Source organism: [Pseudopropionibacterium] massiliense (genome assembly GCF_900607225.1).
Taxonomy (GTDB): Bacteria; Actinomycetota; Actinomycetes; order Propionibacteriales; family Propionibacteriaceae; genus Arachnia; species Arachnia massiliensis.
This window is the reverse complement of record NZ_LR027842.1, coordinates 2,178,079-2,199,293: the sequence shown is the minus strand read 5'-3', so window position 1 is coordinate 2,199,293 and position 21,215 is coordinate 2,178,079. Positions and strand designations below refer to the sequence as shown.

20 protein-coding genes, 1 tRNA gene and 1 pseudogene are annotated in these 21,215 nt (G+C 66.1%); 15 read left to right on the top strand and 7 right to left on the bottom strand.

Translation table 11 applies throughout. The annotated features are described in order from the left end of the window. Nucleotides 1-21: 21 nt before the first annotated feature. Nucleotides 22-1,374: a nicotinate phosphoribosyltransferase gene (locus E0E39_RS09870; RefSeq protein ID WP_130874580.1), complete on the bottom strand. Its 1,353-nt coding sequence runs from the start codon at nt 1,372-1,374 to the stop codon at nt 22-24. Nucleotides 1,375-1,464: 90 nt separating this feature from the next. On the opposite strand from E0E39_RS09870, the gene clpS reads away from it, so the two are divergent. Genes clpS through E0E39_RS09840 form a run of 6 tightly spaced genes read left to right on the top strand, consistent with a single transcriptional unit; the run spans nt 1,465 to nt 5,299 of the window. Beyond that, entirely contained in the window at nt 1,465-1,788 is a 324-nt protein-coding gene (gene clpS / locus E0E39_RS09865) for an ATP-dependent Clp protease adapter ClpS (RefSeq protein ID WP_130874579.1), read from the top strand. Beyond that, the gene (locus E0E39_RS09860) at nt 1,785-2,336 is read left to right on the top strand and encodes a DUF2017 family protein (RefSeq protein WP_165444726.1); all 552 of its coding nucleotides are present in this window, start codon (nt 1,785-1,787) and stop codon (nt 2,334-2,336) included. Before clpS ends, E0E39_RS09860 begins: the two co-directional genes overlap by 4 nt. After that, nucleotides 2,333-3,136, top strand: a complete 804-nt coding sequence (gene murI / locus E0E39_RS09855) for a glutamate racemase (protein ID WP_130874577.1) — start codon at nt 2,333-2,335, stop codon at nt 3,134-3,136. The genes E0E39_RS09860 and murI overlap by 4 nt, the downstream gene beginning before the upstream one ends. A 35-nt stretch (nt 3,137-3,171) precedes the next feature. After that, nucleotides 3,172-3,891 carry a ribonuclease PH gene (rph, locus tag E0E39_RS09850; protein ID WP_130874576.1) on the top strand — a complete coding sequence of 240 codons (720 nt, stop codon included), beginning with the start codon at nt 3,172-3,174 and terminating at the stop codon, nt 3,889-3,891. Beyond that, nucleotides 3,888-4,505: an RdgB/HAM1 family non-canonical purine NTP pyrophosphatase gene (rdgB, locus tag E0E39_RS09845; protein ID WP_130874575.1), complete on the top strand. Its 618-nt coding sequence runs from the start codon at nt 3,888-3,890 to the stop codon at nt 4,503-4,505. The genes rph and rdgB overlap by 4 nt, the downstream gene beginning before the upstream one ends. Beyond that, entirely contained in the window at nt 4,505-5,299 is a 795-nt protein-coding gene (locus tag E0E39_RS09840) for a thymidylate synthase (protein ID WP_130874574.1), read from the top strand. Before rdgB ends, E0E39_RS09840 begins: the two co-directional genes overlap by 1 nt. A 175-nt stretch (nt 5,300-5,474) precedes the next feature. Here the strand turns inward: E0E39_RS09840 and E0E39_RS09835 are convergent, their stop codons facing one another. The 5 genes from E0E39_RS09835 to E0E39_RS09815 are packed head-to-tail and all read right to left on the bottom strand — an operon-like array spanning nt 5,475 to nt 14,893. Next, nucleotides 5,475-6,545 (bottom strand): ATP-binding protein, encoded by a 1,071-nt coding sequence (locus E0E39_RS09835; RefSeq protein ID WP_130874573.1) that lies wholly within the window; start codon nt 6,543-6,545, stop codon nt 5,475-5,477. Continuing rightward, nucleotides 6,542-9,508 (bottom strand): WGR and DUF4132 domain-containing protein, encoded by a 2,967-nt coding sequence (locus E0E39_RS09830; protein ID WP_130874572.1) that lies wholly within the window; start codon nt 9,506-9,508, stop codon nt 6,542-6,544. The genes E0E39_RS09835 and E0E39_RS09830 overlap by 4 nt, the downstream gene beginning before the upstream one ends. Nucleotides 9,509-9,568: 60 nt before the next feature. Further along, entirely contained in the window at nt 9,569-11,554 is a 1,986-nt protein-coding gene (locus E0E39_RS09825) for an SWIM zinc finger family protein (protein WP_165444725.1), read from the bottom strand. Beyond that, nucleotides 11,551-12,648 carry a VWA domain-containing protein gene (locus E0E39_RS09820; protein ID WP_130874570.1) on the bottom strand — a complete coding sequence of 366 codons (1,098 nt, stop codon included), beginning with the start codon at nt 12,646-12,648 and terminating at the stop codon, nt 11,551-11,553. The genes E0E39_RS09825 and E0E39_RS09820 overlap by 4 nt, the downstream gene beginning before the upstream one ends. Continuing rightward, the gene (locus E0E39_RS09815; protein WP_130874569.1) at nt 12,641-14,893 is read right to left on the bottom strand and encodes a DUF5682 family protein; all 2,253 of its coding nucleotides are present in this window, start codon (nt 14,891-14,893) and stop codon (nt 12,641-12,643) included. Before E0E39_RS09815 ends, E0E39_RS09820 begins: the two co-directional genes overlap by 8 nt. Before the next feature lie 53 nt (nt 14,894-14,946). Between E0E39_RS09815 and E0E39_RS15785 the strand changes: the two genes are divergently transcribed. The 9 genes and pseudogenes from E0E39_RS15785 to E0E39_RS16160 all read left to right on the top strand — a co-directional run. After that, the gene (locus E0E39_RS15785) at nt 14,947-15,096 is read left to right on the top strand and encodes a hypothetical protein (RefSeq protein ID WP_165444724.1); all 150 of its coding nucleotides are present in this window, start codon (nt 14,947-14,949) and stop codon (nt 15,094-15,096) included. After that, nucleotides 15,096-15,575: a dihydrofolate reductase gene (locus E0E39_RS09810; RefSeq protein WP_130874568.1), complete on the top strand. Its 480-nt coding sequence runs from the start codon at nt 15,096-15,098 to the stop codon at nt 15,573-15,575. Before E0E39_RS15785 ends, E0E39_RS09810 begins: the two co-directional genes overlap by 1 nt. Before the next feature lie 42 nt (nt 15,576-15,617). Continuing rightward, nucleotides 15,618-16,976 carry a DNA polymerase IV gene (locus tag E0E39_RS09805; RefSeq protein ID WP_130874567.1) on the top strand — a complete coding sequence of 453 codons (1,359 nt, stop codon included), beginning with the start codon at nt 15,618-15,620 and terminating at the stop codon, nt 16,974-16,976. 14 nt (nt 16,977-16,990) lie between these two features. Then, nucleotides 16,991-17,071 (top strand) — tRNA-Leu (locus E0E39_RS09800). Between the two features lie 527 nt (nt 17,072-17,598). Then, nucleotides 17,599-17,880, top strand: coding sequence for a hypothetical protein (locus tag E0E39_RS09795; RefSeq protein WP_130874566.1), 282 nt, complete (start codon nt 17,599-17,601; stop codon nt 17,878-17,880). Nucleotides 17,881-18,021: 141 nt separating this feature from the next. Beyond that, nucleotides 18,022-18,549: a hypothetical protein gene (locus tag E0E39_RS09790; RefSeq protein ID WP_130874565.1), complete on the top strand. Its 528-nt coding sequence runs from the start codon at nt 18,022-18,024 to the stop codon at nt 18,547-18,549. Between the two features lie 172 nt (nt 18,550-18,721). Beyond that, on the top strand, nt 18,722-19,216 hold the full coding sequence (locus tag E0E39_RS16785; RefSeq protein ID WP_207302470.1) for a helix-turn-helix domain-containing protein: 495 nt from the start codon (nt 18,722-18,724) through the stop codon (nt 19,214-19,216). An 83-nt stretch (nt 19,217-19,299) separates the two neighbouring features. Next, nucleotides 19,300-19,488, top strand: coding sequence for a hypothetical protein (locus E0E39_RS16165; RefSeq protein ID WP_207302469.1), 189 nt, complete (start codon nt 19,300-19,302; stop codon nt 19,486-19,488). 69 nt (nt 19,489-19,557) lie between these two features. Then, nucleotides 19,558-19,716: pseudogene (locus E0E39_RS16160) on the top strand (transposase); the annotation flags it as partial. Nucleotides 19,717-20,013: 297 nt separating this feature from the next. Here E0E39_RS16160 and E0E39_RS09775 read toward each other — a convergent pair. Further along, entirely contained in the window at nt 20,014-21,198 is a 1,185-nt protein-coding gene (locus tag E0E39_RS09775) for a glycine C-acetyltransferase (protein ID WP_130875689.1), read from the bottom strand. Nucleotides 21,199-21,215 lie beyond the last annotated feature (17 nt).

The window sequence follows — 21,215 nt, the reverse complement described above, 5'->3', positions numbered from 1 at the left end:
ATCCGGGGATGAGGAGCCCCGTCACAGATTTGTCGGTCGGGGACTCGCCTGATACGGGTTGGTGGTCTGGACCCCGGCGCCGTCGAGGATGATCGTCTCGATGGCGGGCTCGCCCCTGCTGATGCGCAATGCTGCCAGGGGAAGTTCCGTCAGCGATTCGCGGTGCCGGGTGCGTGCGTCCTCCAGGGTTCCCGGGAACACCCGCTGCCCGTCCTTGACAATATCCACCAGCAGATGGCGATCGTTGCCGTCACCGACCGGCGCCGCACCCAGCCCGATGATCTCGGCCTCCGCGCGACCGTTCTCGCCCAGCCTGCGCATCGCGAACTTGCGGCCCCCCAGGGTGTTCTTGCCCTTCGATCTCTTCCCGACCGGGGTCATCGGCGCCTCGCGATCCGTGGAACCGGAACGGGCCACAAGCTTGTAGACGAACCCGCAGGTGGGATGCCCGGAACCGGTGACCAGGGAGGTTCCCACCCCGAACCCGTCGACGGGGGCGCCGCGAAGCGCGGCGATCTGCCATTCGTCGAGGTCGGAGGTGACGGTGATCCGGGTGTTCGTGGCGCCCAGGTCGTCGAGGAGATCGCGGGCCTGACGGGCCATCATCGGCAGGTCACCGGAATCGAGCCGGATGGCCCCCAACCGACCCTCGGTGAGCTCCACTCCCTTGCGGATGGCGGCCTCGACATCGTAGGTGTCCACCAGCAGCGTCGTCTCCACACCCAGGGCGCTGAGCTGCGCCCGGAAGGCGTCCTCCTCCGAGTCGTGGAGAAGCGTGAAGGAGTGCGCTGCGGTGCCCATGGTCGGGATTCCGTAGACGCGTCCGGCCTCCAGGTTCGAGGTCGCGGAGAACCCGGCGATGTAGGCCGCGCGGGCGGCGCCGACCGCCGCCCACTCGTGGGTTCGGCGCGATCCCATCTCCGCGCAGGGCCTTCCCTCGGCCATGGCGGTCATGCGGGAGGCGGCCGCGGCTATGGCGGAATCGAAGTTGTAAATGCTGAGCAGCACCGTCTCCAGGATGCAGGCCTCCGCGAAGCTGCCCTCCACGGACAGCACCGGCGACCCCGGGAAATAGGTCTCACCCTCCGGGTATCCCCAGATGTCACCGCTGAAACGGTAGTCGGCCAGCCATTCCGCCAGGTTGTCGCGGATGATTCCTCGATCCAGCAGGAACTGCAGGGTGGCGGGATCGAAACGGAACTCGTCGATGGCGTCCAAGGCCCGCCCCAGGCCTGCGAGTACCCCGTAGCGGCGGCCCTCCGGCAGACGACGGGTGAACATGTCGAACAGGGAACGCCTGCCCGCGGTGCCCGCGTCCATGGCGGCCTGAACCATCGTCAACTCGTAGTGGTCGGTCAGCAGCGCTGTCGTCATGGGCCAAGCATAGTGGGACAACGGCATCGGCCCACGAACGGTGCGGAAGCGCATGGGAGGCAGGCGTCGTGTGTCGGTACGATGGCAGGCATGTGTCCTCGACCTGTTCCACCGTCTCCCCGCGTCGTCGAGGAGCAGACCGACGGCCAGGTGGCGGTGCTGGATTCCCCGCTGGAAACCCCGGCGGAGTCATGGGTGACGATCGTCTGGGACGATCCCGTGAACCTGATGGACTACGTCACCCACGTGTTCTGCGAGTACTTCGGTTATCCGAAGGCGAAGTCGGAGGAGCTGATGCTGAAGGTGCACACGGAGGGACGTGCCGTGGTGTCGATGGGCAATCGTGAGGCCATGGAACGCGATGTCCTGGCAATGCAGAACTACACTCTCTGGGCGACCATGGAGCGACAGTGAACGAGGTCGCTTGGATCTTCCACGCGGGTGACGGGCGTGGCAGGGTGCTGCGTTTCCTGGTTGAACGCTACGCACACGACCTGGAACCACTGCTTCCCCGGGTTGAATCCGACGATCCCCTGGCGAGGCTTGACGCGGAACTCAGGGCCGAGTCGGTCTGCGCCGAAACCCTCGCCGAGGAACCCGGGCTCGGGCGTTTCTTCCCGCCTGCGCTTGCCGATGAGGGCGAGGCCGGCCAGTTCCGGCGTCACGCCGTCGCGGGTCAGGTTCAGAACCGGCTGGAGGCCGCCCGGAAGGTGCTGGTCGCCCTGGAGGACGACGACCGGGCCCGGGTGGTGGTCCCGAGCCAAGACATCGACTCCTGGGTATCGGTTCTGGCGGCGCTCAGGGCCCAGTGGTACGTGGAACTGACCGGATCCTCGGAACGGTTGGCGGAACCGACGAGGGAGGACGTGGACAACGACCCGGAAACCGCCGCGATCCTCGACTGGCTCGCGTTGCTGATCGAGGATGCACTCCACGCCAAGTGGCGGGGGGAGGGGCGGTGAACGGACGTGAGGCCCCGATCGGGGTCTTCGATTCCGGTTTCGGCGGGCTCACCGTGATGCGTTCCCTCGTGGACCAGCTTCCCAACGAGGATTTCGTCTATCTCGGTGACACGGCCCGGGCCCCCTACGGTCCTCGGCCGATCGCGCAGGTCCGGGAGTTCGCCATCCAGGGCCTCGACCACCTGGCCAAGCGGGGGGTCAAGGCGCTGGTGATCGCCTGCAACTCCGCCAGCTCCGCGGTGCTGAGGGATGCCCGGGAACGCTACGACGTGCCGATCCTCGAGGTGATCCTGCCCGCCGCCCGCCGTGCCCTGGCCGCCTCCGGCAGCGGCCGGGTCGGGGTGGTGTGCACCGAGGCCACGGCCATGTCCCGTTCCTACGACGACGCGTTCGCGGTGGCCGGTGACGTGCGGCTCACCACCCAGGCGTGCCCGAGGTTCGTGGAGTTCGTGGAGGCCGGCATCACCGGGGGCGAGGAACTGCTCGGGGTGGCCCGCGAATACCTGGCCCCCCTCCAGGCGGCGCACATCGACACCCTGATCCTCGGCTGCACCCACTATCCGCTGCTCACCGGCGTCATCAACTACGTGCTCGGTGACGACGTGGTGCTGGTCTCCTCCTCGGACGCCTGTGCCCAGGACACCTACGCGCGGCTCACCCGCAAGGGCCTGCTGCACGACACCCCGCGGCACGCCAGCCGCCGGTTCCTGACCACTGGCGACGCCGACTCCTTCCAGGGCATCGGGGAGAGGCTCCTCGGGCGTTTCGTCCACGATGTCGAGCAGGTGGAGCTGTACTGAACGGCGGCCCAACCGAACTCCGGTAGGTTGGGCCCATGATTCTGCGCATCGACGGCCGCCGGGCCGACCAGCTCCGTGAAGTCCGTATCACCCGCGGGTGGCTCGACCACGCCGAGGGATCCGTGCTCGTGGAGTTCGGGAAGACCCGGGTGCTTGTTGCCGCATCCGTCACCGTCGGGGTCCCCCGCTGGCGGCGGGACACCGGCCTCGGGTGGGTGACCGCCGAGTACTCGATGCTTCCCAGGGCCACCCACTCCCGCAGCGACCGCGAGTCCGTGCGGGGCCGGATCGGCGGCCGCACCCACGAGATCTCACGCCTGGTCGGGCGTTCGCTGCGTGCCGTCGTCGACTACTCGGCCCTGGGGGAGAACACCATCGTCCTGGACTGCGACGTGCTGCAGGCCGACGGCGGTACCCGTACCGCGGCCATCACCGGCGCCTATGTGGCCCTCGCCGACGCGGTGACCCACCTGCGTGAACTGGACGTGCTCAAGGGTGAACCGTTGAAGGATTCCGTCGCAGCCGTGTCCGTCGGTTTCATCGAGGGGGTGCCGCTGCTCGACCTGGCCTACGAGGAGGATTCGCAGGCCGGGACGGACATGAACATCGTCATGACCGGGTCGGGGGATTTCATCGAGGTGCAGGGCACCGCGGAGAGAGCACCCTTCAACCGTGCCGACCTGGACCGGCTGCTCGACCTCGGCGCGGCAGGGTGTGCGGAACTGACCCGGTTGCAACGCGAGGCCCTGGCGTGACGGGCCGCGTCGAGAAGGTCGAGAAGGTGGTGCTGGCCACCAACAACCCCAGGAAACTGATCGAACTGCGCCGCGTCATCCGGGACGCGGGGCTGGCGGTGGATGTGCTGGGACTGGGTGATTTCGATCCCTGCCCCGAGCCCGCCGAAACCGAGAGGACCTTCGAGGGCAACGCCTTCATCAAGGCCGAGGCGGCGGCCCGTCACACCGGGCTGGCCGCCCTGGCCGACGACTCGGGGCTCGAGGTGGATGAGCTCAATTCCATGCCGGGGGTTCGTTCTGCCCGCTGGGCCGGGCCGGAGTGCGACGATGCCGCCAACAACGCGCTGCTCCTGGCGCAGCTGGCCGGGGTGCCCGCCGAGCGGCGCGGCGCACGTTTCGTGTGCGCCCTGGCCCTGGTGCTGCCCGGTGGTGGCCGGCAGCTCTGGCGCGGTGAGATGCCGGGACGGATCGCCGAGGAGGAACGCGGCGACGGTGGTTTCGGATATGATCCGCTGTTCCTGCCCGAGGGGTGGACCTGCACGTCCGCGGAGCTGACGGCCGCGCAGAAGGACGCGATCAGCCACCGCGGCAAGGCCGTGCGCGCCTTCGTGGCCTGGTTGAAGGAGCAGTGATGGAGATCTACCTGGACCTGCTACGCCGCGTCATGGCTGACGGAATCGACCGTGGCGACCGCACCGGAACCGGCACCCGCAGCCTCTTCGGGCACCAGATGAGATTCGACCTGACCGCGGGGTTTCCACTGCTGACCACCAAGAAGGTGCACACCCGGTCCGTTTTCGGCGAACTGCTGTGGTTCCTGCGGGGCGACACCAACATCGCCTGGCTGCACGAGAACCGCATCACCATCTGGGACGAATGGGCCGACGAGAACGGGAACCTCGGGCCCATCTACGGCTACCAGTGGCGTTCCTGGCCCACTCCGGACGGGCGGCACGTGGATCAGCTCGCCGGGGTGATCGAATCCCTGCGCCGCAATCCGGAGTCCAGGCGGCACGTCGTCTCCGCCTGGAACGTCGCCGATGTGGACTCCATGGCCCTGCCCCCCTGCCACACCCTGTTCCAGTTCTACGTGGCCGGGGGCAGGCTGAGCTGTCAGCTCTACCAGCGTTCCGCGGACGTGTTCCTGGGGGTGCCGTTCAACATCGCCTCCTACGCGCTGCTGACCCACCTCGTCGCGCAGGTGACGGGGCTGGAAGTGGGGGAGTTCATCCACACCCTCGGCGACGCGCACATCTACCACAACCACTTCGATCAGGTGACCGAACAGCTGACCCGCCGGCCGCGCGCCCTCCCGCGGCTCGCCCTGAACCCCGGGGTGCGGGAGATCGACCGGTTCGAGCTGCCCGACATCACCGTTGAGAACTACGACCCCCACCCCGCCATAAAAGCACCCATAGCGGTGTAGGAAACGCTGTTTCGTGGGGCGGGTCGGAAGGTGTGGAGCTGGTTGAGCCGGGCTGCGACGAAGGAGCAGCTCGCGTTGAAACCACTCCCGGTGGCCAGGGAAGTGCCACGGTCACAGGCCTTGGAGACTGCCCGGCTGCCTGTGAACCCCGCCGGACAGACAGGACAACCCGTGGTCAGGGCAGGTGTTTGTACAGCTCCTGCCAGATACCGGAGCGTTTCTTGACGTGCCGTTCACGGTAGGCGCGCAGCTTGGAGACGTCCTCCGGTTCGTCCTTCAGCGCCGAGGCGACGATGGCCTCCGCCAGTTCCCTGCCGCCCGGGGCGTCGTTGCCGAACCAGGCCGCGTGGACGGCGGCCGCCATGCCGGTGGAGACCGCCTCCGCCGTGGACATGGCGCTGCTCAGGCGCTCCACACCCTGCTCGGACGCCTTCCCGGAACGCAGCTCGCGGAACACCGTGACCAGCACCTCGGTGGCGTCGCGGCCCAGCCGGGCCGGGATCTCGGCGGCCCGCAGCATCGCATCGGCCTCGCGCTCCACCAGCGCCATCTCCACCTCGAGGTTCTCGATGGCGCCGATGGTCTCGAAGTTGAACCGGCGCTTCAACGCGGCCGACATCTCGTTGACGCCACGGTCACGGGTGTTGGCGGTGCCGATCACGTTGAATCCCCGTTTCGCGTACAGGGTCCGGTGGGCCGCATCCAGTTCGGGAATGGACAAGGTGCGGTCCGAGAGCACCGACAGCATCGAGTCCTGCACCTCGGGGGCGCATCGGGTGATCTCCTCGAAACGCACCACCTTGCCCTCCGACATGCCCCGGTGGACGGGGGCGGGCACGAGGGATTTCAGGGTCGGTCCCTCGGCCAGCAGCATCGCGTAGTTCCAGGAGTACTTGATGGCGTCCTCGGTGGTGGCGGCCGAACCCTGGATGGTCAGGGTGGTGTCCCCGGAGATCGCTGCTGCCAGGAGCTCGCTCAGCAGCGACTTTGCCGTGCCGGGTTCGCCGATCAGCATCAAACCCCGGTTCGTGGCCAGCGACACCACGCAGCGTTCAATCAGGGAACGCCGTCCCACGTACTTGCCCGTGATCTGTTTCCCGTCGCCCAGCACGAACTCCACCACCGACTGCGCCGAAAGCTGCCAGCCGGGAGCGACGGGGCGTTTCTGTTTCCTGTCGCGTTGTTTCAGGAGTTCCAGCTCGTCGGCGTGGCGAAGTTCGGCCGGTGGGCGTTGTATGTCGGTCATGCGTTCGACATCTCCTTCAAAACGGCCAAGATCTCGGAGGTGATCTTGGGTGGAACCTGGTTCCAGGGGACGCGTTCAAGGCTCTTCGTGCGCCAACCGTCTCCCCACCCGAGGTTCTTCGGGTCGTGGCATCCCTTGAGGATGAAAACCTCCTCGATTTCCTGGTCTTCTTGTTCCGTCATGGGTCCCATCCACATGCCTGTGTAGCGGATCACCGCGGTCAGGTCGGCTGTTGGGATCTCCATGGCGTGGATGCAGTAGCTGCCTGCGTCGAGGGCTTCGCCGCGTTCCCAGCCGTACCTGGTGAAGGCCCCGATGAGCTTGCCCGCGGGGATTTTGCCCTCGGGCAGGTCGTGGAGTTTCACGTCATCGCCCTGGCCGGCGGGGAGGTGGAAGACGGGGCGGTCGAGCTGCTTGAACGGCTGGGCGAGTTCGTAGTCGGCCAGCACCTCGCCCCAGGCGGCCTTGGTGGCGTCGCCCAGTTCCAGGGGATGAACGATGCCGATGGAGCAGCCAGTGGTATCGACGGCTTCATCTTCGGGGTCGACGAGCCGGCCGTCCTCGTCGATCCTCGCAGTACCCACCAGAGCAGCGTCGTCATAGAAACCCCAGATGATTCCGGACAGGAGGCGTCTCAGGACCGGGTGGGGAGCGATGAGACGGGCGTGGTCCTCCGGGCTCCAGCGGCGGTCCTGGATCATGGCGCGTTCGAAACGCGCCAGCTGAACCTTCGCCAGCGTTGTGACGGCTTTCTTCACCGCGTTGTACTCGGCTTTTGCGGCTTTCGCCCGCTCGGTGTCGTCGCTCTTGTTGGGTGCCGGGAGGGTGCTCAGCACCCTCCCGGTGGGGTGGTCTTCGGCGTCCAGGAGGCGTGCGGCCAGTTTGTCCTCCGGGGTCACATAGGCCAGGAAACGCCGGGGCCCGTAGTCGAAGACGCGGGTGCCGCGTTCATCGAGACCCCCGTCGGGGATGACACGGTCCTCCAGTTCGTCGCGGGTCAGGCCGCGTTGGGCGGCGATCTCGTCCATCGCCTGGCCGGCGCGTTTCTTCAGGCCGGCGAACTTCACCTTCGCCGCGATCCCGGAGATCTGCTGCAACGCCTCATCCGTGGCGACGTTGCGCAGCGCGGTGAGGCCCTTCACGGCCCGCTGGTGCTGACTGACTCCCGGCCATTCCCGGATCAACGGGGTCAGGGCGTTGACGAATTCACTGTCTCCCAGCCAGCCGGCGCCGGTCATCAGCCACGACAGCTTCGCGGGAGCACCAGCAGCCAACCAGAGGTTCAACAACGCCAGGGCAAAGCGATCCCGACTGAGGCGATCGGCCCGGTCATGAACCGCTGCGGTCAGAGGGTGCCGCTCAGTGGTGCTCAACGCCCGCAGCAGTTCCTCCACCTGACCGATGCCCAGCCGGTGACGCTCGTCGATCAGGATCGGTGGCAGGCCATCAGCGTTGAACGGAAACTTTTGTGTCCTCGGTGGATTCGTGGATCCACTGAGCTCCGCCCACCAAGCGGTGTCAGCGGGCAGTTCAGGGGTTGCGGCCTCGGCCAGGATCTCTTCGATGACGGCTCGGGTGCTGCCCTGCGTCCGCTTGAGAACGCCTCGGAGTTGTTCGGCAGGCAGTTCCCGCAGCAGGGGAGCCAGGGCACCGGCCTGGGTGCGCGTCAGGTCGGCGGCCAAAGCCTGGGGAAGGTGGTCGCGGAGCCACTCCGTCGCAACTTCGGCCGCCTTGGTTTTCAGGGCATCCAAGAAGAATCCGGCCATGCCCGGGCCGTGTCCCACCTCAGCGGCGGAACGCAGCATTGCGTGGGAGGTTTCACGGGCCTGCTGGTCAATCCAGCTCAGCAACAGACCGAAGCCATCCCGCCCGGTGGCCACCAGCCACGGCACCACGCCACTCCACTCGACCACCCGCGCTCCCGTGCGACGGGCGAACGCGACCCGCTCGGCGGGGGTGGGAAGTACCAACCCGACCAGGGCGAAGTTGTCGAAGTCGTTGTGCTGCAAAAAGTTCTTCGGCACGGCCTCCAGCAGACCCCGTACCTCATCCTGATCGAGGGAATCCAACCCAGCGGCCGTGAAGACCGAATGGTCGGTTATCCCGTAACCGTAGTACTGCTGACTGCTGAGCGGCGCGGGCAGCGGAGACGGCAGTTCCGCTCGGGCCGAGACGACATCGGCCTCCGGGAACAAGAACAGAAGAGAGCGGAGAATCAACGCCCCCTCGACCAGCTTGCCGAGCTCGGCCGCGCGCACCGCGAGCGGGCTGCGCCATTTGGTGCGCAACACCACCTCCAACCACGTGGGCCAGGCGATGTCGTGGTTGGGGGAGGACGAGGACTTCTCCCGGCTGGCGTTCAGGTCGTTCAGGTGGTTCACCCACCACGCGATTCGTTCCGGGCCGGGCATCCTGTCGAACAGCAGCTCGCTGAATTGCAGGCGTTCGGATCTGCGGCGATAGTAATTTTTGTCGGTCGCCACCACCGAGACGATGCGCTCGGCCCGGTCCCGCTCCTCCTCGGGATCGAATGGCAAATCATCCATCTCGATGCGCACGTCGGCACCGATGTCATAGGCCCGCTCAAAAGGAGTGATCCTCAACCCCAGATCAGCGGCGTCGACGTCCGGCACGTCCAGTGGGGTGAGCGACCCGGGAACCGGCGGGGCGGTCCTCTCACCGGCTGTGGATCCGGTGCCATTTCCCTTGCCGGGCTGGGTGAGCTCCACCTGCGCCAGGGCATCAGGGGAAACGGACGCCTCGTCGGTGTAGCCCTTCTTGGTCTTCGCGGCCACCTGTTTCTCCGCCTCGGCGAGGGCCTTGTCCGCGGATTCGTACTGCTTCGTCCGCGTCGTGCCCGCGGTGCCGCTGCGTCCGTAGCGGACCGTCACCCGGTCCTCGACCGCATCGATGTACCAGAACTTGTCAGAGCTACCTTCGGTCAGGTGCAGGCGCCGTTTCATGTCATGAAAGCCTAGATCAGGGGACTGACAATTCTTCGTGGTCCTCACCCGCAGGGTTTCTCAGGCCAGAGGGCCACCGAAGGCCGAGATCAGCAGCAGCGTCTCCACCCGGGCCGGGTCCCGGTGGTCGAGGAAGGCCCGGGTGTGGTCCGCAATCAGCTGGCTTCCCGCCCCGCGGGCCTTCCGGATGAACCTGCGCCAGTCCTGGTCGCGGAGACGGATGCGGTCGGCGCCCGCCAGCAGGAGCTCACCCAGCAGGGAGTCGAGCCCCCGCAGCAGGGCCCCCGGGCTGGTCAGTGGCACATCCCCGGTCCCGGTCCGCCATTCCACGTCCGCCGCGACGGGTTCGGCCACGTGCGGCTGGAGCGGGATGCCGTCCCCGACCAGCAGCAGCGGATCCACCACGACGTTCCTGGCACCCCAGCGCCACCGTCCCGAGACGAAGGCCTCCCCGGGGAAATCCTTTTCCCAGCTCCGTAGACGAACCAGGGTGGCGCGCACGCTTCCGTCGCGGCGGGCGGTGTGGTGGAGGGCCAGCCGGAACGGTTGCCCGTCGGCGTCCCGCAGGTCGGCCACGAGACTGGAGATGCCGGGGTCGAAGTGGATGTTCCCGACGCCGGTCACCCGGCAGGCGGCCAGGTCCGTGCCCGCGGAACGATCATCCAGCACGGCGGGCAGCCGCGTCTGTTGGGTGGCCAGATCGGCGATGGTCTCCACCCGGAACGGCGCCTCCAACTGGTCCATCGCCCCCGCGGGAAGACCCACCGCCGACCTGTTGGTGTGGGAGAAATCCCCGTGCCCGAACATCCGGCCACCCAGCGACATCACCTGCCCGCCACCCCAGCTGCCGATGGTGATCCCGGATACCAGGCCACCCGCGAGCCGCGAGGACGGCCTGCGATCCTCGTCGGTGATCCGTTTCGTGACCCGCATCGGGGCCCCGCTGCGGGCATCCACCAGGTGCGCGATCAACCGGCACTCGTCGTCCAGCTCGACGAGCTCGGTGCCCAGGCCGATCAACCGGGCCTTCGACACCCGAGTCTGTTGGGCGGGGGAACCGGCGACGAGCCGATCCGGGATCCGGTCCGGTTCCGGATTGCTCAAAGACATCACCCGAGCCAACAGCTCGGCGGACAACCCGACCAGCCGCGACGGGGTGAACTCCTGGCTGCGGGCCTCGTAACGGGCCAGCTCGTCCAACAACTCGTCCAGGACGTCGGCGACGTGATGCAGCTCGGCCTCGCGTGCCCTGACCGCAAGGCGACGCCAGACCCCGCGCAGATTCCGGTGCCCGGACTCCGCCCCGACCCTCACCAGCTCACCGACGGCCCCGCGGATCTCGGAGAGCAGGGAGGCATCCGGCCGCCAGTGGTCCCCCGCCACGGACACCAGGCCGGTGTCCCCGAACCGCCTGCCCGCCGTGGCAACGACCGCCACCGCGACGTGAAGACACGGATCGGGGTCGTGGCAGGTGCAACGCACGTAGTTGAGATCGGCCCCTGCCAGGAAACGCACCGACACGGGGGTCGGGTGGTGGATCCGCACCACGCAGATTCCCCTGATGCTCCCGACATGGGCCAGCAGACCCTGCCCGACCAGCTGATCGGCCCGCCTCAGCGCAGCGGGGGAGAGGCTGGCCCTCAGGTGTTCGCGGGTGATGCCGGCCGGATTGAAGACGGCCTCCGGTTCCCTCGTCCCGGGGGACACGGCACCGGGGGTCTCCTGTCCGGGCAGGTCCGTCGAATCCGGTTTCTCGTCCTCGGCGGTTCCCGGTCCGGGGCAGACGGCCTGGTAGTGAAGGATCGCACGGACGATGTGTCGGCAGTTGTTCGCGGCCAGGCAGGAACAGGTCCACTCCGCGAAGGGCCGGTTCGCGTACAGGACGCAGGTGGTCCCGTCGTCGGAGACCGTCACTGTTCCGTCGTCGGCCTCGGTGACGCTGAGGGATGCGGCGCCGAGCTCCTTCCGGGCCCGCCGCAGGGTGCCCTTGTTGGTCAGGTCCTCCAGCACTGCGTCGCTCAAACGGAGCAGGTCCGGGCGGCTCACCGGATCACCCCCGCCACCCAGTCGGCCAGCTCGTACGGGGTCATGACCCCCACCCGTGCGCCCTGTGCGGCCAGCCGCCGCCCCAGCTCCTCGTCGAAGGAGGCCGCCCCGCCAGTGGTCAGCGCACCCAGGATCAGCACCTTGCTGCCGCCCTGGACCATCCGGGTGACGCACTGGATCAGGTCGTGCACCGATCCACCCTCGTACAGGTCCGTGATGAGCACCACCATGGCCCTTCTCGGTTCGGTGATGAGCGATTCCGCGTAGCGCATGGCCCGGGCGATGTCGGTGCCCCCACCGAGCTGCACCTTCATCAGCGTCTCGACGGGATCGGCGATGTCCGAGGTGAGGTCGACCACCGAGGTGTCGAAGGCGATCAGATGGTTCCTCAGCGCCGGGAGTTCGTGGAAGATGGAGGCCGTGACGGCCGAGTGGATCACGGATTCGGCCATCGAGCCCGACTGGTCCACCACGACCATGAACTGCCACTTCTCCGACTGCCTGCGGGTGCGCGAGTAGAAGACCGGTTCCGAGATGACCAGTTGCCGTGTTTCCACCGAGTAGTTCTTCAGATTGGCGCGGATGGTGCGTTTCGGGTCGAAGTTCGCCGACACCTTGAAGAAGCTGCGCCGGTTGGGGTCGCGTCGACCCGTCAACGCGCGCCGGATCCTGGGACGCATCCTCTCCACCAGTTCCGCGACGACCTTCCGCACGATCTGCCTGGCCGCCTGCAGCACGTCGGAACTCATCAGGTGTTTGGTCTGCAGGATGGCCTGCAGCAGCGTTTCGGAGGGTTCCACCCGTTCCAGGAGGTCCTTGTCGGTGACCAGCTCGACCATGCCGTAACGCTCCAGTGCGTCCTCCTCGATGATGCGTACGGTGCGTTTCGGGAACAGGGTGTGGATTTCATTGATCCATTCCGGAACGGTCAGGCTCGAGGATCCGTCCCCCGTCCCGGTACCGCATCCCTGCCCCTCCCGGTCGTACAGATATCCCAGGGCGTCGGAGCGGGCCTGCTGCCGGGAATCCAGGTCCTCGAGTTGCTCCGAACCCCGCCCCAGCACCAGGCGCCAGCGCGTCAGCCGTTCATCCATGCCGCCTCCCGAGGAAACGATCCAACGATGCCGCGACGGCGGACTCGAATTTCGCGATGGCTGCCGCGTCCTCGGCGGAACCGGAGAAGTCCAGGAGCGTCGATCCTGCCGCTTCCCCCAGCACGAGCTGCGCCACCTGGAAACGTTCGCGCTGGGTGTAGCGGCTGAATGCGCGCCGCAGACCCGGCAGGGATGCGAAGAACGCGGCCTCGTCCAGTCCGGTGAGGATGCCGTCGAGGCGGCGCAGGGCATCCGGGCGCCGCAGGGCCGCCTCCCGGGCCACCCCGAGGAGGCCCGCGACGAAATCGCCGAGCTGTTCGGGAAGCGCGATCACGGACAGCAGTCCGGCGATCTCCGGGTCCGGGCGCGCCCCGGCCAGCCACTGGGCGCCCAGGGCGGCTCCCCGGACGGTGGGTGCTTGACGGTCGTCCTCCACCGCCACCGAGAGGGCCTGGTGATAGCCGTCGATGTCGAGACCCAGTTCTCCACCCACCCGTTCCGCGCTGTCGGTCAACTGGCGGATGGCCCGTATGAAATCCTCCAGCTCCGGTCCCTCCGGCAGCGGCGAGAGACGTTCCAGCAGCCGCACCGAACGATCGAAGGCCACCCCCAGCAGGCGCCCCAGATCCGCGCGACCGGTGGCTCGCAGGATCGGGTCGTAGCGGTAGAGCCGCATCAGCACACCAACCGCGGCGCCGATGCCCATCAGATTGGTGGACGTGACGAGCAGGGTCTCGGTGCGGGACTGGAGACTGACCGACAGGCGGGCCACCCCGCACAGCGCGGCCTCCAGGACCAGTTCCGCGGCGGCCGCCGGATCCGATGTGATGTCGGCGGCGCGTTCCAGCAGGCGAGCGGTCACCGCCTGCTCCCGGTTGCCCCCGTACCGGGCGGCCTCCACCAGGGAACCCTCGAAGGCCGGGGTCCACACCAGGAGCCAGCGTTCGACGCCGTCATCGTCCGCGCTGGCGGCCAGCCTGACGCCCGGGATCTCCAGGGCCACCAAGGAGTGCAGCAGCCGCGAACGCAACAGACCGAGATCGCTCGACAGGTCTGCGGGCTCCTCCCTCCTCCTCGGCGCGGGAAGCAACCCCAGGGCCTCCAGGTCGGCCCGGAGCTCAAGCGTCAGCGGCGGTTGCCGGGTGCCCGCGGCCAGGTGACCGAGCCGGTCGCCGCGCAGGGCGTCGTTGACGTGGACCAGCAGCGGATGATCCTTCCCGGAATCGTCCTTGACGAGGGCGGTCGTGATTCCCTCGACGAGATCGGTGCGCCAGATCTGCTGATGTCCCCGCAGCTGGGAGAGGGCCCCGGCGGTGGCCTGCACCGCGATCAGGTCGGCGGGGGAGACGAACTGTTTCGCCCTGCGCAGCTCCAGTACGACCTGCCCCAGGAGTTCCTCGCTGGTGTCACGCCGCCCCTCGGCGCGATCCCGGTACAGACGGTCGTAGAAACCGGGATTCGGCTGGCCCGCGTCGTAGCCGTCGAGAGCGTCGAGAGCTGCGTAGGAGGTGGGGGTCAGGGCGATGCCGTAGCGGTCGTCGCCGGCCGGTGGCATCCACACCTCCACCGGTTCCACGTCCCTCGACAGCAGCGTCTTCAACCCGTCGACGTGGGCGGCCCCGCAGACCACCAGCAGGTCGTCGCCGAAACGCCGCCGGGCGTCGGTGATCCGGTACGCCATGTGCGCCTCGCGCGTCTCGGTCTCCCGATCGGGTTCGCCGCGCAGGATCGATCCGAGCAACCCGATCCGTTCCCGGTACGACTCCAGCGAGAGCTCCGGGTCGATCTCGATCAGTTCGTCGAACAGGCCGGCCATGTCGTCGACGCCGAACTCCCGGACCAGTCTTTCCGAGGCCTCCTCAGTGACCGGGGCCTCGGCGTATCGGTTCTCCGCCACGGCGATGTCCGCGAAGGCCAGCCAGGGCAGGTCGATGAACTCGACCGGCGCCCCCGCCCGGTGCGCGGTGCGCAGGGCGACCCATTCGGGGCTGTAGTCGGTCAGCGGGTAGAAACTGCCCCGGCGGATGCCCCAATCCACGCTGTCCTCGGGGGCGTCCGGGAACATGGGAGCCCACGAGTAGAGCATGACGGGCAGCTCGTGGCCGAGCATCAGCTCCTCGATGCGCTGGTTGTACTCGGCGGGGCCCTCGATCAGCACGGCCGCGGGTGGGCGGTCCGCGATCCGCCGGGCGACCAGCCGCGCCGCCGCCGGCGAATGATGCCTGACCCCGAAGAACTCGACCACGTCGCAATTCTGCCCGAGCCCACTGACAGTTTCCTCAGCGTGATCCTCTCCGCATGCCTGGGGAAGGACCGCGTGGCCCACGGGGCGCCCGCCGGCGATGTGGGAGGATTCACATCGACGTCGCGGGAACGAATCACGGGGCAGCCGTAGTGGTGAAGTTCCCGGCCGACGGGCGTTCGGTGCTGGACATCAAGGAGAACTGATGCGAATAGTCGCCATAGCCGCGGTGGCCGACAACGGCGTGATCGGGTCGGGGAAGGACATGCTCTGGCACATCCCCGCCGACTTCCGCCGTTTCAAGGCGGTCACCACCGGGAACACCATCGTCTTCGGGAGACGAACCCACGAACAGATCGGGCTGCTGCCTGACCGCCGCACGATCGTCGTCACCCGGCAACCGGGCTGGTCGGCGGAGGGTGTCGAGGTGGCCCATTCCATCGAGGAGGCCCTCCGGCTGGCGCACACCACTCCCGAGAAGATCTGTTTCATCGGTGGGGGCGGGGAGATCTACGCGGCGGCGTGGCCCTACCTGACGGAGCTGGACATCACCCACGTCCATCAGGAACCGGAAGGGGCGGCCACCTTCCCGGTTGTCGCCTCTCACGAATGGACCGAGATCAGCCGCGAGATCCACGAGGGGTATGACTTCGTGCAGTACCGACCCACCCCGGCGCCCGGATGAACCGGTCGGTTCGTGTCGGGGGAGATCACTAACCTGACCCGTATGCGATCCACATCCAGCATCCTGCACCTGGACCTGGACGCGTTCTTCGCCGCGGTGGAACAGCGCGACAAACCCAGCCTCAGGGGCAAACCCGTTGTCGTCGGCGGCGCCGGGCCGCGGGGAGTGGTGGCCACCGCCAGCTACGAGGCCCGGGTTTTCGGGGTGCGATCCGCCATGTCGGGGACGGAGGCCAGGCGCCGCTGCCCGCACGCTGCCTTCCTGGGCGGCAGGTTCGGTGCCTATCGGCAGTCCTCGCAGGCGGTCATGGAGCTGCTGCGGGAGGTCTCGCCGTTGGTGGAGCCCCTCAGCTTCGACGAGGCCTATGTCGATCTCGAGGCCAGCGACTGGGACCTCGGGAAACTCGGCGAACACGTCGCCGGGTTGCGGGCGGAGCTGACCAGGCGCACCGCCGGGTTGACGGCATCGGTGGGAGTGGGCAGCAGCAAGTTCCTGGCCAAACTGGGTTCGGAGGCGGCGAAACCCGACGGGGTTCGGATCATCGCTCCCGGCGAGGAGATCGATTTCATCTCCCCGCTGCCGGTGCGGGCGATCCCCGGGGTGGGGCCGGTGACGGAGGGAAAACTGCTGGCTCTCGGTCTGGCCACCGTCGCCGACCTGCGGGCCGCCGACCCCCGGGAGCTGGTGCGTGAACTGGGCCGTGCGGCCGGGGAATCGCTGCGGAACCTGGCGCATGGCCGCGACGCCCGCGAGGTGGAGGCGGAAAGGGAGGCGAAATCCATCTCCGTGGAGGACACGTTCCCCACCGACCTGACCGACCGGCCCCGGCTGGCATCCATACTCAGGCGAGACGCGGAATCGGTTGCCGGGCGGCTGCAACGCTCCGGGTCCTTCGCCCGCACGGTCGCGATCAAGGTGCGGATGGCGGATTTCACGACGATCTCGAAGGCCAGGTCGCTGGGGGGTGCGACGGACCGCGCCGAGGTGATCGGCCGAGTGGGGGAGGAACTCCTGACGGAGGTGGACATCAGCGAGGGGGTGCGGCTGCTCGGCATCGGGGTCAGCAACTTCACCCGGGCTGCCCAGGAACGCCTGTTCGAGGACGAGCCCCCGGAGACGGGAAGAACCGAGACCGAGGTCGAGGTGGACACCTCGGGGGTTCGGGGACGCGGGTTCTTCCCCGGGGCCGATGTGATCCACGACTCGCTGGGGCGTGGCTGGGTGTGGGGATCCGGGCTGGGCAGGGTGACCGTTCGATTTGAGACCAGGCACACGGGTCCGGGGCCTGTGCGCACATTTCCGGAGAATGAACCGGCACTACACCTTGTCAAGGAGCTTCCCGATCTACCTTCGTTCCAGCGGCTTGAGACGGTCCCAGAACAAGAACCCACATCCCGGTAGGCTGACCACCACTGACCGGCGTGGTGGAATTGGTAGACACGCAGGATTTAGGTTCCTGTGCCTTGCGCGTGAGGGTTCGAGTCCCTTCGTCGGTACCCCGATATTCGCGGTTGCTGCGCCCGCTGGGGAAGGTATGTTCTTGGTGTCAAGTGGTGGAGGCAGCGAGCAGGTGTTCGTGTGCTTCGCGTGGAGTTGGGCCACCCCAGGGCTGCTCTGGGGCGTCCACCCAAGCTCTTTGGCGATGGCACCCTGTTGCTACGACCCTATGACACCGCCGTCCCTCGCCCAGCCCAAAGGATTATCAAAAGATGATTAATTTTCGGACAGGTCTGAGTGCGGACATGGCGGATAACCAAGGTCGAAAACCTGTGATACCTCGCTGCGACAAGCGGCGAAACCAATTTTCCCCGAAGCCTTGACTGTGCTGGACTTATCACTTAAAATTGCTGATCAAGCAGACAACGTCATAGTGCTCTCGCGGCAGGATGTCTGCACGGCAAGTTGGTTAAGAATAAAATTTTTTGCTCAGGGGAAGCCGTGTTGTGGAAGGTTTTCAAGGCGGCGAATTTCCCGATGAGATGGCTCGTTAGTGCTGGGAAAGTGGGATGGCAGGAGGCGGAACATGGGAGAACCGGTGAGTGTGTTGCGTCGAATCGGAAATTGGTTCGGGTTGACAGGGACGTATGAGCCCAAGGCGGGGGAGGTGCGACCGCTCTGGTATAATGTCTCCAAGTCGAAGTATCTGGCAATCTCCATTCCGATCTGGGTGGCGGGTATTGCTTTGTTCTTCCTTCTTCTTCAGGGGGGAATTCACTGGGCTCTTGCCTCTATTGTATCCGTGCAGTCTATTACGCTCGCGATGCTCATTGCGGAGCGATCGACCATCAAAATAAATCACGGTTGATCTGCGAGGCTTATTCACAGACGGCGCGTCGACCAGCGAAACCCCTAATCAGAGCGCACTTGAGGATGGCTGTGAATAAGCCTCCTTGTTCCTGCTACGGCAAACGCCGTTGAGTTGATCGATAGCGTTGAGTCTACAAGCGTGAATGAGTTCCGGCCATGTTTTCAGGGCAATTCTCACGAAATCTCGGCTGAGGTGACATCCCTTGGAGATGACTTGGGAGATGGGATCTCTGAGACTGTGACAGAGGAAGTTCGAGCTGTAGTCAACAAAGGACTTGTTGGGTCTGGTGAGAACCCTCTTCCTGATGAAGCTGCCGTGTTGCGCTACATGTCGGACGGTAGGATCCTTGCGATTGATTCCAATGGACATCAGGTGGCGCAGGTGAGCGGCCCTAGTTCGAATTCGGTTTCCAATCAGTCGTCGTTGCCTGCGGGGAGTGGAGAATCCAGCGCAAGTAGTATGAATGTGTCCCCGCAGGGAATTTTTAATGAGGTAAAAAGGATCATTGGAGCCTGCCTCGGGTTTGGCGGCGCGGGAGGAATGGGCTTTGAGCAACTCGTTCGGTGGTTGGGGAATCCTGTGAATGCTGCCAAGTTCGTTATTCGTAGAATCGGCATAGTTGGCGCTATCAGCTGTATTGGCGGAATCATCTGGGAGTATATCTGATGCACCTTCTTTCTGGTATGATTCACTGACCAAATGTAGGAAACCCGGTATGTTTTCCATGCAACCATGGAAAACATACCGGGTTTCCGTATGGTGATTCTGTGATGGGAGATGTGAGTTTTCTAGTGGCGTGGCGTTTAAATAGCTTTACGGTTTGGTGGGGTAATGGAGCATGGCGAACAAACCAGCCCCGATCCTGCCGCTTCGTGACGGTGACCAAGCGATACTTGAGAAGGTGGCGCGTTCGAGCGCCACAACGGCAGGGGCAGCGCAGCGGGCGAGGATCGTGTTGCTGGCCTCCCAGGGAATCGCGAATGCGTTGATCTCTGAGTTGGTGGAGGTGTCTCGAGCGACGGTGAATCCGTGGCGGGGCCGCTACCTGGAACACGGTCTGGAGGGGCTGGTTGACATCCCACGCCCGGGCCGATCGAAGGTGGTTGATGATGCGGCGATCATCACCGCAACGTTGGGGCCTGCCCTGAAGCGCCTGGGGGGTGGCTCACTGGTCGAGTCGGCTGCTGGCTCCCCGCCCGGGGGTGCACAGGTCCACGGTCACCAAGGCCTGGAAGAAGTACAGGGGTCCGGCCGTGGAAGGTCGAGGCGTTCACGTTCTTCACCGACCCGGAGCTGGAGGCCAAGGTCACCGATGTCGCAGGCCTGTATCTGAACCCGCCGGCCAACGCGATCGTGTTGTGCGTCGATGATAAGTCCCAGATCCAGGCGTTGAACCGCACCCAGAAAGTGCTTCCGATGCAACCTGGCCACAACGAGCAACGCGGCCACGACTACCTCCGCCATGACACCATCACCTTGTTCGCCGCCCTGGAGATCGCCACCGGGAAGGTGACCGGGCTGTGCAAGGACCGGCACCGCCACCAAGAGTTCCTCGGTTTCCTCAAGCATGAGGCTTATTCACAGCCTTCCTCAAGCGCGCTCTGACTAGGGGTTTCGCTGGTCGACGCGTCGCTTGTGCATAAGCCTCCATGTGGCCCGCGCCTACCCGAACTACACCTGGTGATGGACAACTACGCCGCGCACAAGCGCATCGAGGTCCGCTGCTGGCTCACGGCAAACCCGTGCGTCAAGGTTCACTTCACCCCGACGTCGGGGTCATGGTTGAACCTGGTCGAGGTCTGGTTCGGCATCATCGAACGCCAAGCCATCCGAGATGGTATAGCGCTCTTTAAACAAAATCCTTTTCCCGTGGCCAAGTGGAAATAGAGGCGAACTTGGCTCTGGCTAGGGGTTTTGTCCATAGGGGGCGATTCTGGACTGGCCGCCCAGTGGCAAGATTTTGTTTTATGTGAGCTATACCTTAGCCTCAGTCCGCGAGTTGGCCGGCAAGATCCACGAATTCATCAACAGTTGGAACAACCGGAAACATCCGTTCATCTGGACCAAAACCCCAGAAGAAATCCCCGCCAAAATCAACCGCAAACGTAAACTCACCTCAACGCCACGCCACTAGCGCATCTCCGACCTCGCCTCGACGAACGCGCGGATCGCCGCATCCAGGTCGTCGCGGGTCAGGGATGCCGACAGCTGGGTCCGGATCCTCGCCCGGCCCTTGGGAACCACCGGGTAGCTGAAGGCGCGCACGTAGACGCCACGCGCCAGGATGGCGTCCGCCATGCGGGCCGAAAGAACGGCGTCGCCGATCATCACCGGGGCGATCGGATGATCGGATTCGGGGATCTCGAACCCTTCCTCGGCCATGCGGGTGCGGAAATAGGTGGTGTTCTCGCGCAGCCGCTCGAGGAGCTCACCGGAACGGCCGAGAAGGTCGAGGGTGGCCAGGGTGGCGGCGACGATCGACGGCGCCAGGGAGTTGCTGAACAGGTACGGCCGCGACCGTTGCCGCAGCAGCTCCACGATGGGGGAACGGGCGCAGGTGTATCCCCCGGATGCCCCGCCGAGGGCCTTGCCGAGCGTGCCGGTGATGATGTCGACGCGTTCGGCGACACCGAAACGCTCCGGGGTGCCGGCGCCGGTCTCCCCGACGAACCCGACGGCGTGTGAGTCGTCGACCATCACCAGAGCGCCGTACTCGTCGGCCAGGGTACAGATCTCGTCCAGCGGGGCGACGTAGCCGTCCATCGAGAACACCCCGTCGGTGGCGATGATCCGGTGCCGCGCGTCCCGTGTCTCCTCCAGGCAGGCGCGCAGGTCGTCGAGATCCCGGTTGCGGTACCGGTGGCGGGCCGCCTTGCTGAGCCGCACCCCGTCGATGATGGAGGCGTGATTGAGCTCGTCGGAGATGATCGCGTCCTCCGCGCCGAACAGCGTTTCGAACAACCCACCGTTGGCGTCGAAACATGACGAGTACAGGATGGTGTCGAATCCCTCCGCCCCGAGCCGCAGGAACCGGGTCAACCCGGCCTCGAGGCCCAGGTGCTGGGTCTGGGTGCCGCAGATGAACCGTACCGAGGCCATGCCGAAACCCCAGCGGTCGAGAGCATCCTTGGCGGCCGCGATCAGCTCGGGTGAGTCCGCGAGCCCCAGGTAGTTGTTCGCGCACAAATTGATGACGTTCCCGGCCGGGACGCCGACGTGCGCCGCCTGCGCCGTGGTGAGCGGCTCCTCGTGTTTGTACAGGCCCTCGGCGCGCAGGGCGTCGAGCTGGGAGGTCACATCGTCGAGGAAGGTCATGGTCGTGTCTTTCGATT